We start from the raw sequence: 16,426 nt of genomic DNA on the forward strand, positions 1-16,426 counted from the left end.
TTTCAGATTTATTGCAACCACACCCTTCGAATCATTTTTAAAGGAGACACATATTAATAGAAGTCTCTTCCTACGATTTTATAATTGAGAAGGATATTTTATTACTTCATACAAGAAATTTGTTGTTTTATTTAATTTCTTGGGCTTTATTAATCTTAAATGTTGATTTCTTCTATAGGTACCTTTCGTAAGAATAGGCTAAGGGTCCTCTACGTTAAACAAGGACTTAAGGAATTATGATCTTTTCCATTATCATTACATCAACATAGCGCCCCTCTAATTTACCTTGGTTTTTAAATACTCCGACTTCTCTAAAACCTTTTTTTCTGTAGAGTCCCTGTCCCAGTTTATTAAAAGGGAATGTAAAGAGAACTATTTTATTAAATTCATTCTTAATGGCAGTACATTCAATTTCTTTTAATAATACTGAGCCTACTCCTTTTCCTCTATAATCCCTTCTTATATAAATTGATAAATCAGCTACCCCGACATATGCGCACCGATTAGAATAAGGGTTTAGTGATGCCCATCCAACTATTTCATCGTTATTTTCAATTACTATGGCAGCAAAACGCTCGTTATGGTCATTAAACCATTCTGTCATGTACCCAAGATCTTTTTGGTCTTCCTCCAAGGTTGCAATCTTATCTTCAATCCCTTGGTTATAAATGTTTAATATTGATTCCAGATCATTTATCGTAGCCAACCTAGATTTATACCCTGTGTTCATAATAATCTCCCTCTGCATCATCTGTTTTAATTTATTATATAAAATTTTTTTCCAATACAAAAGAAATAAAAGTTGCATTTTACAAATAATTTGTATATAAATAAATCAGAGGTGAAAAATATGGAAAACGTTAGAGAATTATTTCAAGTTATGACAAGGCGATTTGGTCTTTTAAATAAAAACTGTTGTCAAATAGGTGAAACTGAAATATCCCTTGTACAAAGTCATATCATTTATGAAATTCTCCGTAATGATAAACCATCGATGCAACAGGTCGCTGATACTCTGGGGATTGATATAACTACCTTTAGTCGCCAAATCCAAACGCTAATAAAGATGGAGCTGATTAAAAAATCACCTCTACCTGAGGATCGACGTGTCTCACAACTTACTCTAACTACACAAGGAAAATATGTTGCTGCGAAGATTGATGCAGAAATGGACCAATATCTTAACGAAGTGTTTTCAAATATGAGTGAATTTGAACGGGAAATGGTAATTAAATCAGTCAAACTACTAAACGAATCCATGTCAAAATCAACTGTTTGTTGTAAAACATTAATTTGAGCAAGTTATACTTGCTCTTTAATAAAAATAAATACTTGCAATATACAACTAAAAGGGGATGGTTATTTGTTTTTCATCGAAATGCAAATAAAAGGTTTATTATGAAATGAAAAAAGTAGAAATGGAAAAGGCAATAATTGATATTAGGGAGGAAATCATAATGAAAAATGCTCATATTGGTCTTAATGTTACAAACCTTGAAAAATCCATTGTGTTTTACAGCAATCTTTTCGGGGTTGAACCGGTTAAAGTAAAGTCCGATTATGCGAAGTACCTTCTTGAAACACCAGGATTAAACTTTACACTTAATCATCGAGATGAAGTAACTGGAAATCAGGTTGGACACTTCGGCTTTCAAGTTGAAAGCACAGAAGAAGTGATGGCTCATAAGTACAGACTTACAGAACAGGGTATTCAGTTGCAATTCGACGAAATTAATACAACATGTTGTTATGCCCTCCAAGATAAATTTTGGGTTAATGATCCTGATGGAAACGAGTGGGAGTTTTTCTACACAAAAGCAGATGTGGATGTTTACAATTTAAACGATTCTGCTTGTTGCACTTCTGAACCAAAGGCTTAAAAAGGATTGAGTGTTATTCAACGATGGTATAAACCGAAAATATATAACAGCTCAGTTCTTAAAGAAGTTTGGGATAGTATAGTTCCTAAATTGCTAGTTATGTCATATAAAATGCAAAACTCGCCAATTGGCGAGTTTTCTTGTTACAGTACTATGTTTTTCCAACTTGATACATACCAAGTTGGTGATCTGGAAACACTCTGGCTAGGTAGTTAATAACTAACGGTTAGATTTTTTGATTTTCTCCATATCTTCAGCGGAATATATTTGGATGCCTTTTTGTTCTTGCAGAGCAACTAGAATCATAGCAGCTGCGACTGTCTTCGCTTCTATTCCCATTCGGCTCCTATATATATATTAATTAAAAGGATATTCTCCTTCTAAAAAATAGACTCTTAGTTGAACTATAAACCATCAATTATTAAAGTTAGATGAGAGTTTTGGTCATTATTAAGTCCATTTGTTCTTCATCACCCATATAAAAGGAGTGGGCTCCAGTTTGAACGAATCCCATTTTCTTATAAAAAGCAAGAGCATTTTCGTTTTTTTCCCATACTCCTAGCCAAATTTTCTTTTTATTACTTTCCATCGCAATTTCCAAAGCTTTATTTAACAAATATTTACCAAGGCCATGTTTATGAAATTTGCTCTTAATATAAATCCGCTCGATTTCAAGTGATTCATCATCCATTTCTTCAGATTGAGCATCATTGGAATTGACCTTTAAATATCCAGCGACTTCATTATTAAAATAAACAAAAAAGAATTGCGAAGAACTATTGGATAATTCTTTTTCTAATTGTTTTAAGTTAAAGGCCCTTTCCAAATAGGCATTCATATTCTCAGGTGAATTTTGATGCTTAAATGTCTCATTAAATGTTTCATAACTAATTTCTTGAAGTTTGGGTGAGTCTACTAGTGTACACTTTTTTATTTTTATATTCATGTAAAGATGTCACTCCTTAATATAATCAATAATTTTTCTTGTTTCCCTTTTTTACAAATTCCCAGTCTTTTTCTATATTTTTTCTTACTATTTGAAGAAGATTGAAAATGGATTGTTCTTCAGTTTCGGAAAAACCAGCTAGTACAACGATATTGGAATAATCATTTTCCCTTTAAATAAAAGGATAAACATTTTTCCCTCTCTCTGTTGGAAAGAGCTTCTTTATTTTTTTGTTCTGTTGATCTTCCTACTTTTCAAGAAAGCCTTTCATTTCAAATTTCTTTATGGCTCGAGTTGCTGTTGATCTATCTACTTTTATCATTTCAGCTAACTTTTCTTGAATGCTTCCTGGATGTCTTTTCAATAATTCGGTATAGTTCAATAAAAAAAGTGTACCATTTTTTGGTACACACGTCAGCCGAATGAGCAGTTTTTTTGTAGTGACCAAAGCAAAAATGCCATTAGCGTAATCACTAATGGCATCTTAATTTTTTTCTTTTACAAATACTTATTCTGCTTCACCGACAACTGTAAAACGTTCATTTATATGTTCTGGATTTTCAATTTCGTCCAATACTGCTATAGCATAATCTGCATAGCTAATATAACTTTCACCTTTTGAATTAACTAAAAGATGATCTTTTCCAGACCGATAGGAACCTGTTCTTTTTCCTTCAGCATCAAAAAACGCAGAAGGACTGATAAATGTCCAGTTAATAGTAGAAGTTTCCTGTAATTCTTTTAAGTTACGTCCTTGCCCTTTAGCAGTCGGGATAAATATATCTGGAAAATCAGGTGTTTCCATTACCGTAAGAGTTTTGTTATCGTCTACATAAAGGCTTCCAGCACCACCGACAATAATGGCTCTTGTATTTGTTCCTTTTAGTGCCTCAATTAATGCATGACCAGCATCAACATGTGCTTGCTCTTCACCAAGAGGCGCACCGAAGGCGTTCACAACCACTTCAAACTTTTTCATATCATCAGATTTGAGGTCGAATATAGCTTTCTCAATAACCTCAACGTTTTTATTTTCAATTTTTGAAGCATCTCTTACAATAGCTGTTACTTCATGTCCACGACTAACTGCTTCATTCAAAATACGACTTCCTGCTTTACCACTTGCTCCAATAATGGCTATTTTCATTTTCTAATCCTCCCATGAATAGTAACTGTAATCATCTCGATTACCTGTAACCATAATAATTACAATCAAAACATTTGTCAACACTTTAAATAATCTTTCTTTTTCGTTAATGATTTATTCATTATTATTTAGTTTGGATTTACTTGTAATAAAACAAATTACAGGTGTACTATAATGATACGTCTATTTTTGAAAGGTGAGAAAAATGTCAATTAGTAGTCGATTTTCTGTAGGCATTCATATATTAGCTCTTATTGAAATAAATAAAAGTGGAGTAAGCACATCAGAGTTTTTAGCTGGAAGTGTAAACACAAATCCTGCGGTAATCAGAAAAATTATGGGAATGCTTAAAAATGCAGGATTGGTAAACGTTCGACCTGGCGTAGCAGGAGCGGAACTCGCCAAGGAATTAGCTGAAATAACTCTGTTTGATGTTTATAAGGCAGTGAATGTTGTACAGGAAAAAGAGTTATTTACTGTGCATGATAATCCAAATCCTGAATGTCCAGTCGGTAGGAACATCCAGAATACAATTGAACCATTATTCACAACAGCCCAATTGGCAATGGAGAAAGTTTTAAGAAGTCTTACTTTAGAAGATGTTGTGAAGGATATTACTATTAAAGAAAATATCTGTTAATAAAGGCATTCCAAAAGAATGTCTTTGCTTTTTGTTATTTAATTTTACTCAACTCTTCAAAAGTCATAATATTCTCCAAAATTTTCACGGCTGATTTCGGTAATTTCGTTTTATAATGAGAGGATATTTTATGCTAAATTTTTATTCGAGATGATACAATAAGCACAATAAAAAAAGCAGATTGCCCAAACAGCAATCCGCCTTCTATCTTATTTCTCGTTTTTCTTTAAAACGTCAACAACAGTTTCCTTACTAATATTTCCAGCAGCATCTGTAGCCGTCACGGTTATTACATATTGATGTTTTTGCTTTGGCACAGAAACATTAAACTTACCGTAAGCATCTGCTACAGCTGTACCTAGCTCCACCTTGCCCATCATTACCTTAACACTTGCACCCGCTTCTGTTGTTCCTGTAACAAACGTATCATTATGAATGACAGGATTGACCTTTGGTGCATCTGGTGCAGTTACGTCAATAACCGTCACTACTGTCACTTCACTTACATTGCCTGCCGCATCTGTTGCAGTAACTGCAAGCTCCGTTCCAGCTACTTGCTTAGCAATATCGATTTCAAAACTGCTGTCCTCTGATGCAATACTTGACCCCATAATGGTTCCATCAACAGCCACTTCAACCGTTGCACCTGGTTCTGCCTTTCCAGATACTTTTGTCGATTGGTCCGTTACTTCATAAACAGTAGGAGCATCTGGAGCTTCGCTGTCCGCAACTTCTTTTACGATTCTGCCTTCAACTACTGGTGAAACAGGATTGATCTTTTCTAAATAGGAGGTAAACACTTCAAAATCCACAATATATAACTCTGCGATACGACCTTCATCCTTCGCCGTTTTAAACATGGTATATCCATCACCACCGTCCGCTGTGAAGGCATTCGTCGCTATGCGATACATATTATCCAGTTGAAGTTCTTCATAACCATCAGCTGTTAATGCCTCAACATGCCAGACGCGATCACCAACAGGTTGTGCAGGATCGTACTTAAACTTTAACCCTGATACCTGCATGAATGAACCTTGACCAGGTGCGCTAACACTGTGTTCTAAGGCTGTAAGAATTTCTTCTCCAGTTAGGTCAAGAGTAACTAGGTTGTTACCAAATGGTAGGACCGTTAACACTTCTCCTAACGTGATATCTCCTTGATCCATGGATGCACGGATTCCACCGCCATTTTGCATAGCAATATACGTTGGGATGAACTCATTTGCTTTTGCTACCATTCCGTCTGTAATTAAGTTTCCTAGATTAGTTTCCTTGCTGCGAACATCAGCACGTTCCCCATTCAATGCAACGGATGTATGTCCTACTACCAGTTTTTGAAGTTCAGTTAGTGGAGCTTTATACTCCTCCACCTTCGCTTTTGCTGTAGCATCCTCTGTATACTTACTTAAATCCTTTAGTTCTCCAGTGTAAGTAGCTATTACACCATTTTCGTCGAATGTTACATCAAGAACACCTAGGTATTTTAAATACTCATTTGCTTGGACAATTAATGTTGGCTCCTCTTTTTCTACAACAACTGGAGCATCCAGTTTTGTATGGGAGTGCCCACCAACAATCACATCAATTCCGTCTACCTTTTCTGCAAACTCCAAATCTGGTTGATAGCCTAAGTGAGATAATGCAATAATTTTGTCTACCCCTTGTGCTTCAAGCATATCAACTGTATCATTGGCTTTTTCGATTGCATCTTCAAACACAATGTCGTCTCCTGGATTCGCTAGGAAAGCTGTATCTTCCGTAGTTAATCCTATGATACCTACCTCTTCTCCATCCACTTCTTTAATAATGGCTGGGAAGATTTCTCCTTGTTCATTCGTTCCACCGATTGAGTCTTTAAATAGCGGCCCTAGTTCAGAATCCTTTGTCATGTTTACGTTGGAAGAAACAATTGGGAACTCAGCCTGCTTGATGAAGTTCGCTAAAGTAGCCGAATCCTTATCAAACTCGTGATTTCCAAGAGTCATGGCATCGAAGCCTAGTTGATTCATAAAATACAAGTCTGCGAGACCTTGATATTGTCTGAAATATAAGGTTCCTGAGAACACATCCCCTGCGTTTAACAACAGGCTATTTTCCTTCTCGGAACGCAATTCATTCACAGCCGTAATCAGTCGTGGGAATTGCTCAACATAAGCATGTGTATCATTTGTATGAATAAGTGACATCGTAAATGGCCCTTCTTCTACGTCTAAATCTAACTGAGCCACAAGCGCATCATGATCACTAGCACGTCCATGCTCTTCCATATATGGAGAGTTAAAGTTCACGATATCCAGCTTAGCTGTTTCAGCTAAGTTATTAGATACTAGGATATGATCCAATACTTGTGCATTTCCTTGATAGTTGTATGTGTATCTTTCAGAAGCAGGTAAAGTTTCAACTAAGTTCGTTAAGTCATCACCTTTTAATGTTGCTAGTGGTGCAGAAAACTCAAAATCATTTAAGTCTCCTACTACTACTACATTTGCGTCTTCGTTCTTTTCTTTTATATCAGAAACAAAGTTATTAACGATTGTGGCAATTTGCACACGTTGTGCTTCACTTTCAAGGAATGGTGGTTGATTTTTTCCAAATAAAGGCTCATCTCCACCTTTTGAGTTGAAGTGATTGTTAATGACAATGACTTCTTCGCCTTGGAAAGTAAACTCAGCTGCAAGTGGCTTACGACTACTGTTGAATGCAGCATTTGTTGGGTCAATGCGACCAGGGTTTAAAGTAAGCGATCCATTTTCATATCCAACAGCTGTTGTGGCATCTCCCTTCGGTGCCTCGTTAAGAGTCACACGATCAGGATTGTAGAGATATCCTACACGAATATTTCCTCCTGGTACTCCACCATCTTTCCCGTCAACTGGAGCAATCTCTGTCCAAGCATAGGTTGGTCCGCCAAAGCCATTGATTGCATCACTTAATGCCTTGTAGTTTGCATCAGCTTTGACAATACCATTATTTGTTTCCCCGCTTTCGTCAAGCACCTCAACTAGACCAATGATATCCGGAGATCCTAAGTTCACTACCATTGATTTTGCAAGCTTATCGCGTTTGACGGTATCTGAAGCTGCGAAGTTTTCGATATTGTAGCCTGCGATCGTTAATTTGTCTTCTTCTTTTTGAATCGTCGTTACCTCATTCGTTCTTTCACGTTCTACTAGTTCAGGTAAATCAGCTGCTTTTGTTAAAATCTTAAAGTTACTAAACGTATAGCTAACCACTCCAGTGACAGTTCCATCAAAAGAGTCTCCCGCTTTCGTTACATAGCTGCGATCATCAAGCTGAAGAAGCATTTTCTCAGGGTTTGTATTTTCTTTTGTCAAAAGAGGGGTTCCCTCTTTCGTATATGCTTTTCCTTCCACTTGATTGGTAATTACAGGTACTTCTCCATATTTCTGTGGTCCTGTTACAGTCGGTTTTTCAATTGAAACAAGCATTCCTTCGAGGCTTTCATAAAAATCAACGCCATCTTCTATTGGGTCAAATGTTCCAAATTGATCGTTATCGATGACAGAAGTTGGAGGAATCACGTCCTTACCGATTACAAGTGGAGTCGGAAGCTCATTTCCACTAGAAACCTTTGTAATCTTTCCTGACTGGGCATTAATTTCTGTCATCGCTAAATCTGTTTGGAGCTTCTCGGCATAACCATCTAGTACCCATTCTTTAACAAGTCCAGAAACGGTTACCATATCTCCCACAGCAATACCGTGAGAAGGCTTGTAAACAAGGATGCCTTCCGATGTATTAGAATTGTCATCCGGAGTAGGATCTTGCATGTAGAAATTGCTGCTATCAACTACCTGAGTAACGACCCCAGGTACATCTACTACATTTTTATCTTTATATGGTGAAATATGAGCTTGACCTTGAATGTCGCGAATTTTTAATCCTGTTTCGCCATCTTCAGGGTCTTCATCTGGAGGTGGGGGTGTGCCATCAAACGAAATGGCTGTTAGAGATTTTAGACCTGGTACTGAAAAATAAGCTTCCAGTGAGCCCGTAACATAAACCTTTGTACCCACTATCGAAGGATTCGTCAATAAGCCAAAGGTTGGGCGGAAACTAGAAGGAATTTGAACGGGTAATATTTTCGTTGCATCTCTTTCCGTTCGGCTATCTGCGATGGCAAAGTTTGTATCTGCTGCAAATGGGGCCTCAAAATCATATGTAGCTTTTCCACTACCGCCGCCTGTTGTATAACCTACAATATATCCTGCAACAGTGGCTGTCCCAGTATTATTCGCTATTGCCTGAGCAACCGTAATAGTTTCAGCTGCTTGTGCCCTATAGGGGAGAACCAAACCTATCAACATGACAAACATAGTCGTTATAGCAAAAACCTGTTTTTTAAGCCTCTTCAAGTGTGTTCCTCCTCAAATCTCATTTATTGTCTATAAAAGTAGTACTTCCAAATAACCTTTCCAAATCTATGAAAATCATTCCTCCTTTCTTATGTAGGGAAGCACTACAAATATACTCCAATCTTACCATTTTTCTTGATTATTTTGTTCTTTTTAACGAAAAAATCACTATCACTACACATAACTTTAATATTCTTTACATAAGAAAACATTGTATTACCAACTCTACACTAGTATCATATAATTTTTTCATTGGTCTTTAATGAGAACAATTACCTATACCCATTCTCCTATATTAAGATGATTGCTAGACTAAATTACCTTTGACACCTATTGTTACTCCTTCAAAAAATGCGACAGTATAAGCTGTCGCACCAACCTAAATCTAACGCATCCAAGAATAGTATCATTTAAAAAAAGCTTTATTATAATTACTAGCTTTTTGATAATCCTCTTGCGTATCTACATCCATTAATACTCCTGGATCATCTTCATTGATGTATGTCTTTTCAAAACCGCCAAGGACCACACGCAAATTACTTTCTGGGTTGGATTCGAGGATTTTTTGTTTCACTTGTTCTGATAGTTTAATAGGGTGACCTCCTTTATATAGAAAGCTGGGAATCACGACTTTCCCTTTATGTTCGGCTATTCGCTGAACTGTCTCTTGTTTAACAAGCGGACAATCTCCCGGTGTGATGAAGAAAGTTTCGGTAGTTACCTCTGTGCAGCCCTTTTGAATGGAACTAAACATTCCCAGGTTAAAATTTTCATTATAAACAAACTTTATCTGAAAAGAATAGGCATTTTTACTGATGATTTTGGCAATTTCGTTTTGGATGAGTTCTGCTTGAAACCCAGCCACGATGATGACCCTGCTGCATAAACCTTCAAATTTAGAAATCGTATGCTCCAACACGGTCATTTGCCCCAGTTGCAAGGTCATTTTAAAGGCATTTGCTCGGCTGGAATAGCCAGCAGCTAAGACGATTGCTTCCATTCTTATCACCTTCTTTATTTCAATTTATTTATTAATTCACTTGATTTGCGATTCTCTAGAATTAGTTGTTTACCGTTTAATACCAAAGTTGGTTGGTTATTAATTATTATTTCTCCAATTGTTATCTCTAAACAGCAATGATATTCTGAATCTATTAAAAAATTGGAGATGATAGGATGACTAATTGGAATGCAGAACTTTATGATGACAAACACAAATTTGTTTCGAATTTTGGTGGAGCGCTTGTTTCCCTTTTAGATCCACAAAAAGAGGAAAAAATTTTAGATATTGGCTGTGGAACTGGCGATTTAGCATTTGAAATTTCAAAGAGCGGAGCACATGTGATCGGAATTGATGCATCAGAGTCCATAATTATGGCAGCCAAGGAGAAATATCCAGATTTACGATTTAACGTCCAAGATGCCGAACACCTTTCTTTCCCACACCAATTCCATGCTATTTTTTCAAATGCTGCCATTCATTGGATGAAAAATCAGCAACAAATTGTTCAAAATTGTTATGATTCCCTTCTTCCCAGTGGCCGTTTCGTTGCAGAATTAGGGGGAGCGAGAAATATTCAATCCATCCTTAATGCAATAAAGGTAGCATCCAATCGTTTATCCCTTACGTATGACATGGCTCAATTTCCCTGGGTGTTTCCAACAAAAGAAGAAATGACAGATCATTTAATGAATGCGGGGTTTCATGTCATTAAAATAGAACATTACGAACGACCAACTCCTTTAGTGGGAGAAGACGGTATTCGTAGTTGGCTCGAAATGTTTAGCAACAATATGTTCAAACATTTTACTTTGAATGAAAAAGAAATGGTCTATAGCGAATGTGAACGTATTCTACGTCCACAACTATATAAGGAGAACGGATGGGTTGCGGATTATTGGCGCCTTCGTTTCATTGCACAAAAAATATAATCATGAAGCTGCTTATGTATATATCAAAGCAGCTTTTCTATTTAAAATGCTGCTATCGAGGCACCCGCTTAAAATGCGCTGCGCTCCTCTAAATGTTCAATTTCAAGACGAGTCTATCATTAATCCCGTAAGATAATTATTTGAATTCATTTATTAGGAATCTCTTAAGAGAAATCCTTTTGGCTTGCCTAATATCATTCCATTTCATTATAATGGTAATATGAGAAAATATTGCAAATTTTTATTCACCTTTTTATCCAATGCAATGATTTCTTTAATATTTCTTCTAAAAGTTCTGTTACATTATTTTTCTCTACTTTACGACTATACTTCTTAGTTAGTACTCCTTGATACTTCTTCAAGTTTCTAAATATTTATTCTTATTCTCACAGTCTTATTTCTTACAATATAAGTACATCATTTATTGTAGTAATTACATAATAATTATTATAATTCTAGTTTCTAAGTTTCTTAAAACTAGATGCATAATTATATATTTTACTAAATTTACACAGAAGGAGAGATTAAAAAAATGGATGCAAAAGAAAACGTCAACATCGAAGGATGCCCGTTTCACGGCGGTGCTACAAGTAACAAATCAAGTGGTACGTCAAATCGAGACTGGTGGCCAAACGCTTTAAATTTGAATATTCTTCATCAGCATGACAGGAAATCTAATCCTATGGGAGAAGACTTTGATTATGCAGAGGAATTTAAAAAGTTAGACTACGATGCATTTAAGCAAGATCTTCGCAACCTAATGAAAGAAAGTCAAGATTGGTGGCCTGCTGACTACGGACATTATGGTCCATTCTTTATCCGTATGTCTTGGCACGCTGCAGGTACATATCGTACAGGTGATGGCCGTGGTGGTGGCGGAACGGGTAACCAACGTTTTGCCCCGCTTAACAGTTGGCCTGACAACGTTAGCCTTGATAAAGCGCGACGACTCCTATGGCCAATTAAGCAAAAGTATGGTAACAAGATCTCTTGGGCAGACCTGCTAGTCCTAGCAGGAAATGTAGCTATTGAAGACATGGGTGGTCCAATCATTGGTTTTGGAGCAGGACGTGCAGACATTTGGCATCCAGAAGAAGACATCCACTGGGGTACTGAAACAGAATGGCTTGGTGATAATCGTTACACTGGTGAACGCGAGCTTGATAATCCACTAGCTGCCGTTCAAATGGGGCTTATCTATGTGAACCCAGAAGGTCCAAACGGTAAACCAGATCCTATTGCATCGGGGCGTGATATTCGTGAAACCTTTGCACGTATGGGAATGAACGATGAAGAAACTGTTGCATTAATAGCTGGCGGTCATACGTTTGGTAAGGCACACGGCGCAGGGGATGCTTCTCATGTTGGTCCTGAGCCAGAGGCCGCTCCCCTTGAACTACAAGGCTTAGGCTGGCAAAGCTCTTACGGTAGTGGTAAAGGTCGTGATACGATTGGTAGCGGTATTGAAGGAGCTTGGACTGCTAATCCAACACAGTGGGATAATGGTTTCTTTGATTTATTATTTGGATATGAATGGTGGCTTACAAAGAGTCCGGCAGGTGCATGGATATGGCATGTAGTAGATCCAGATGAGAAGCATCTTGCACCAGATGCAGAAGATCCATCTATTAAAGTTCCAACGATGATGACCACAGCTGACATGGCATTACGGTCTGATCCAATATACGAGAAGATTTCTCGTCGATTCCATGAGAACCCTGAAGAGTTTGCAAATGTATTTGCTCGTGCATGGTTTAAACTCATCCATCGTGACATGGGCCCTAAAGCTAGATACCTTGGTCCAGAAGTTCCAGAAGAAGATTTTATCTGGCAAGATCCTGTGCCGACTGGAAATTATGATTTAACAGAAGCTGAAGTAGCTGAGATTAAAGCAAGAATCCTAGACTCAGGACTTACCGTCAGCAAGCTAGTAACAACTGCTTGGGCTTCTGCAAGTACCTATCGCGGTTCAGATCATCGCGGAGGTGCCAATGGTGCCCGCATCCGTCTAGCTCCACAGAAGGATTGGGAAGTGAATCAACCAGAACAACTTGCACAAGTGCTTCAAGTACTAGAAGGCATACAAAAGGAATTAGATATAAATGTCAGCATGGCCGATTTGATTGTTCTAGGCGGTAGTGCTGCAATAGAAAAAGCTGCTCAAGATGCAGGCTTTGATGTAACGGTACCCTTTGCTCCTGGACGTGGTGATGCAACACAAGAGCAAACAGATGCAGAAAGCTTTGATGTACTTGAGCCTGTTGCAGATGGTTTCCGCAACTATCAAAAGAAACAATATAGTGTAAGTCCAGAAGAGCTTTTAGTAGATAAAGCTCAGCTCTTAAACCTAACTGCACCAGAACTGACGGCTCTTGTTGGAGGTATGCGTGTTCTAGGTACCAACTATGGTGGCACAGGGCATGGCGTATTCACTGATTCTGTAGGCAAACTCACGAATGACTTCTTTGTCAACTTGCTTGACATGGGGGTGCAATGGAAGCCTGTCGGAGAAAACCTCTATCAGGGACACGATCGCCGTACAGGTGAAGTCGTGTGTACAGCAACGAGAGTGGACCTAGTGTTCGGTTCGAACTCCGTTCTACGGGCTATTGCAGAAGTTTACGCTCAAGATGATAACAAAGAAAAGTTTGTACGTGACTTTGTCGCTGCCTGGGTCAAGGTAATGAATGCTGATCGCTTCGATCTTAAGAGCGTTGACCTTAAGAGTGCTCAACTAGCAAGTAAGTAAGTTTTAAGAATACTATAAATCCCAATATCTTATAATAAGAGCCAAAATACGCAAGTAGAGCTAAAAACTTGCATATTTTGGCTTTTTTATTTTGATTTGTTAAAGCACCTTATCAAATAAAACGGACCCTTCATCAAAAAGCCAAGTGGTACACTTTGTTTACAGTTTTCCCTAACAAAAAGACCGCAGGTGTGGAAACACCATACAGTCTATTGAAACGTACCAATATTATTATTTTAAACCCACTGAATTGACCCAAACTCCCCGTGTGGATGGTTTTGCAATTTAAATCTTCTATATTCAAATTCTAATTTCGACAGTGACAACTCATAAAGCTGTTGATCTTCTCTGTTATATACGTTCAAAAAAATTAATTTATTGATAAGTTTTTGTCGCTTTTTTTCATCCTTAATTCTCATCAGAAACACTCCTTTAGTTTTGCAAAGACTATCCCTTGATTACAACTTATAAATTCGTTTATTAGCTTAACTTTATTATAAACCTATAATTCCTACCCGTAAAGTGTGAATTAAAATAAAATAAAGAAACACTATCATTATGAAAATAGTTTAATTAAATTTTAGGATAACCCAACTGTTCTTAATTGGAAATAAATTTATATAATATAAAGAACAAACGCTATTAATTGGAGGAGATGTTTTTTTGAAAAAAAGTAGAATTTTTTTTATGAACTTAGCCGTTGCCTTTGTTTTGATTTTTGGATTAGCCACTGTGGTCGGGGCACAATCCTACGGTCCTGCTGTATCGAAACAGCTTTCGGAAGTCCGGAAAACAACAGCAAAATATCATGACATTAACGTGGCCTTTAGGGAAGGGTATACAACTGATTACTTTCTAGTTCCAAACATGGGAATTCATCTAGTAAAAGGAGATTTGCTTACTGATGACGGAAGTCTTGACCCACTCGCACCTGAAGTTCTTGTGTACGAACCTAAAAAAAATGGCGGTTATAAGCTAGTAGCTGTTGAATACATGACTGTTGGTGGAGAGCGTCCATCATTATTTGGTCAAGTATTCGATAATGGACCTTTCCCTAGCTCTTTTGCTTTACATGCTTGGGTTTGGCAGGCTAACCCTGATGGGATGTTTTCTCCTTTCAACCCCAATGTAGCCAACATCGAATAATAAAATTTCATAATATCCAAGAAAATTAGACAAACCGCCTTAATCTATATGAAGTTGGTGGTTTGTTCTTTTTTATAATCTTCAAACGATCGCCGTACAGGGGAAGTAGTGAGTACAGCAATAAGAGTGGACCTAATATTCGATTCAAACTCCGTTCTACGTGCCATTGCAGAAGTTTACGCATTCTATACTTTGCCATCTTCAACCACTGCCCTTCCATTATTAAAATACTTTCCATACTTTATATATAGTTAATTGAGCAAAAAGGACATTCAGTTTCATAAAAATGTGAATGTTTTATGACAATACAATTTCATAATACCTAACACAATCCTGGTAAGCTGTAAAAGGAATTCTATGATTTACTGTTCCGCAAAAAAAAACACTCACAAACATTGAAATATTTGCGAGTGTTTAATAGTCTTATTAATAAACCTGATTGCTCTAAAAATACTACAAAGCGACCCTCTAGCGGTTATTATTCTCTATCTTTATTTCTGATACTATCTCTTAAAATGTCTCAATTATGGTTTCAATAATGGTAGTTGCAATTTCTGCGGATATATATTTCATTAACGATCAACCAAATCTTTAAAGTCTTATCATATAACCGCTTTAGTAGATGTCCGCTATCTCTTTATTTTCAATCTCTTATCGTTTTTGACCAAACTATGGCCGCGACTGTAACTGTTCCCCTACTTCTTCTAGTGTTGGCAGTGATGGTTGTGCACCTTCTTTTGTGACGACAATCGCAGCGACTTTGGTTGCAAATTTAGCAGCCTCCACATCGCTCATACCTTTGGTCAGGCCTACGGCGAAGGCGGCAATATACGAGTCGCCTGCAGCTGTAGTATCGACCGGCGTGACTTTTTCCGCTGGAATATGAACTTCGAGTTCCTCATTCACTAAATAGGAGCCCTTATCCCCCAATGTCACGATGATTCTAGCCACACCGTTTGATTGCAGTTTATGGGCAGCCGCTGCCACTTGCTCCATCGTGGCAACCGGCATCCCCGTAATCTGCTCCAGCTCTGTTTCATTTGGTATCAATGTATGAACTTTTCGAAGCATCCCCTCAGTCAACTGTTGCGCGGGTGCCGGATTTAATAGGACTTTTTTCTTAAACTCCGCAGCCAGGTCCACCACATATTCCACGACATCCAGCGGAATCTCCAGCTGCATGATGATCATTTCACAGTTCTTAATCATATGAAGGAACTGGTAGATGTCTGCACGGTTTACTTGACCGTTTGCGCCATGTACTAAAACTATGTTGTTTTCTCCATCTGTACTTACATTGATAAAGGCCATGCCGGTGGTTCCTGATTCCTGGATTCCGGTGATATCAACACCAGCGGCTTTCAAATTATTTACTAGCACCTGCCCATGATCATCCGAACCTACCCGTCCGATCATGGCGACGTCTCCTCCCAATTTTGCGGCGGCAACAGCTTGGTTGGCGCCTTTCCCCCCGGGACTTTTTTGAAACTTGGTACTATGAATCGTTTCACCTGGAATTGGAAGGTGTGGAACATGGGTTACCAAATCCATGTTCAAGCTCCCAATTACTAGTATTTTTTTCAAAAAACCCACCTCTAGCTCTATTC

13 protein-coding genes and 1 pseudogene are annotated in these 16,426 nt (G+C 37.7%); 6 read left to right on the forward strand and 8 right to left on the reverse strand.

Going from position 1 to position 16,426, the window contains the following annotated elements; translation table 11 throughout:
• Positions 1-226 precede the first annotated feature (226 nt).
• Positions 227-730 (reverse strand): arsinothricin resistance N-acetyltransferase ArsN1 family A, encoded by a 504-nt coding sequence (locus NSS81_RS01365; protein ID WP_342433899.1) that lies wholly within the window; start codon positions 728-730, stop codon positions 227-229.
• A 120-nt stretch (positions 731-850) separates the two neighbouring features.
• Here NSS81_RS01365 and NSS81_RS01370 point away from each other — a divergent pair, with 120 nt between their 5' ends.
• Both NSS81_RS01370 and NSS81_RS01375 read left to right on the forward strand, forming a co-directional pair.
• Positions 851-1,297: a MarR family winged helix-turn-helix transcriptional regulator gene (locus tag NSS81_RS01370; RefSeq protein WP_342431779.1), complete on the forward strand. Its 447-nt coding sequence runs from the start codon at positions 851-853 to the stop codon at positions 1,295-1,297.
• A gap of 160 nt (positions 1,298-1,457) precedes the next feature.
• Positions 1,458-1,880, forward strand: coding sequence for an ArsI/CadI family heavy metal resistance metalloenzyme (locus NSS81_RS01375; RefSeq protein ID WP_342433900.1), 423 nt, complete (start codon positions 1,458-1,460; stop codon positions 1,878-1,880).
• Positions 1,881-2,307: 427 nt separating this feature from the next.
• Here NSS81_RS01375 and NSS81_RS01380 read toward each other — a convergent pair whose 3' ends face one another.
• The 3 genes and pseudogenes from NSS81_RS01380 to NSS81_RS01390 form a co-directional block, all read right to left on the reverse strand.
• Positions 2,308-2,826: a GNAT family N-acetyltransferase gene (locus NSS81_RS01380; RefSeq protein ID WP_342431780.1), complete on the reverse strand. Its 519-nt coding sequence runs from the start codon at positions 2,824-2,826 to the stop codon at positions 2,308-2,310.
• Positions 2,827-2,851: 25 nt separating this feature from the next.
• Positions 2,852-3,181 (reverse strand): annotated as a pseudogene (locus NSS81_RS01385) (MarR family winged helix-turn-helix transcriptional regulator); the annotation flags it as partial.
• 153 nt (positions 3,182-3,334) lie between these two features.
• A complete protein-coding gene (locus NSS81_RS01390) occupies positions 3,335-3,973 on the reverse strand; it encodes an NAD(P)-dependent oxidoreductase (protein ID WP_342431781.1) in 639 nt (212 codons plus the stop codon).
• A 205-nt stretch (positions 3,974-4,178) separates the two neighbouring features.
• Between NSS81_RS01390 and NSS81_RS01395 the strand changes: the two genes are divergently transcribed.
• Positions 4,179-4,613 carry an Rrf2 family transcriptional regulator gene (locus tag NSS81_RS01395; RefSeq protein WP_342431782.1) on the forward strand — a complete coding sequence of 145 codons (435 nt, stop codon included), beginning with the start codon at positions 4,179-4,181 and terminating at the stop codon, positions 4,611-4,613.
• Positions 4,614-4,822: 209 nt separating this feature from the next.
• Here NSS81_RS01395 and NSS81_RS01400 read toward each other — a convergent pair whose 3' ends face one another.
• Positions 4,823-8,992 (reverse strand): 5'-nucleotidase C-terminal domain-containing protein, encoded by a 4,170-nt coding sequence (locus NSS81_RS01400; protein ID WP_342431783.1) that lies wholly within the window; start codon positions 8,990-8,992, stop codon positions 4,823-4,825.
• A gap of 406 nt (positions 8,993-9,398) precedes the next feature.
• Positions 9,399-9,992, reverse strand: a complete 594-nt coding sequence (locus NSS81_RS01405; protein ID WP_342431784.1) for a nucleotidyltransferase family protein — start codon at positions 9,990-9,992, stop codon at positions 9,399-9,401.
• Positions 9,993-10,168: 176 nt separating this feature from the next.
• Here NSS81_RS01405 and NSS81_RS01410 point away from each other — a divergent pair, with 176 nt between their 5' ends.
• On the forward strand, positions 10,169-10,924 hold the full coding sequence (locus NSS81_RS01410) for a methyltransferase domain-containing protein (RefSeq protein ID WP_342431785.1): 756 nt from the start codon (positions 10,169-10,171) through the stop codon (positions 10,922-10,924).
• Positions 10,925-11,456: 532 nt separating this feature from the next.
• Positions 11,457-13,673 (forward strand): catalase/peroxidase HPI, encoded by a 2,217-nt coding sequence (gene katG, locus NSS81_RS01415; protein WP_342431786.1) that lies wholly within the window; start codon positions 11,457-11,459, stop codon positions 13,671-13,673.
• A 236-nt stretch (positions 13,674-13,909) separates the two neighbouring features.
• Here the strand turns inward: katG and NSS81_RS01420 are convergent, their stop codons facing one another.
• Positions 13,910-14,092, reverse strand: coding sequence for a Fur-regulated basic protein FbpA (locus tag NSS81_RS01420; RefSeq protein WP_342431787.1), 183 nt, complete (start codon positions 14,090-14,092; stop codon positions 13,910-13,912).
• Between the two features lie 268 nt (positions 14,093-14,360).
• Between NSS81_RS01420 and NSS81_RS01425 the strand changes: the two genes are divergently transcribed.
• Positions 14,361-14,819 (forward strand): hypothetical protein, encoded by a 459-nt coding sequence (locus tag NSS81_RS01425; RefSeq protein ID WP_342431788.1) that lies wholly within the window; start codon positions 14,361-14,363, stop codon positions 14,817-14,819.
• A 669-nt stretch (positions 14,820-15,488) separates the two neighbouring features.
• On the opposite strand, the gene rbsK is transcribed toward NSS81_RS01425, so the two are convergent.
• Positions 15,489-16,403 carry a ribokinase gene (gene rbsK / locus NSS81_RS01430; protein ID WP_342431789.1) on the reverse strand — a complete coding sequence of 305 codons (915 nt, stop codon included), beginning with the start codon at positions 16,401-16,403 and terminating at the stop codon, positions 15,489-15,491.
• Between the last annotated feature and the right edge of the window lie 23 nt (positions 16,404-16,426).

It is taken from the genome of Neobacillus sp. FSL H8-0543 (assembly GCF_038592905.1).
In the GTDB taxonomy this organism is placed as follows: Bacteria; Bacillota; Bacilli; order Bacillales; family Cytobacillaceae; genus Neobacillus.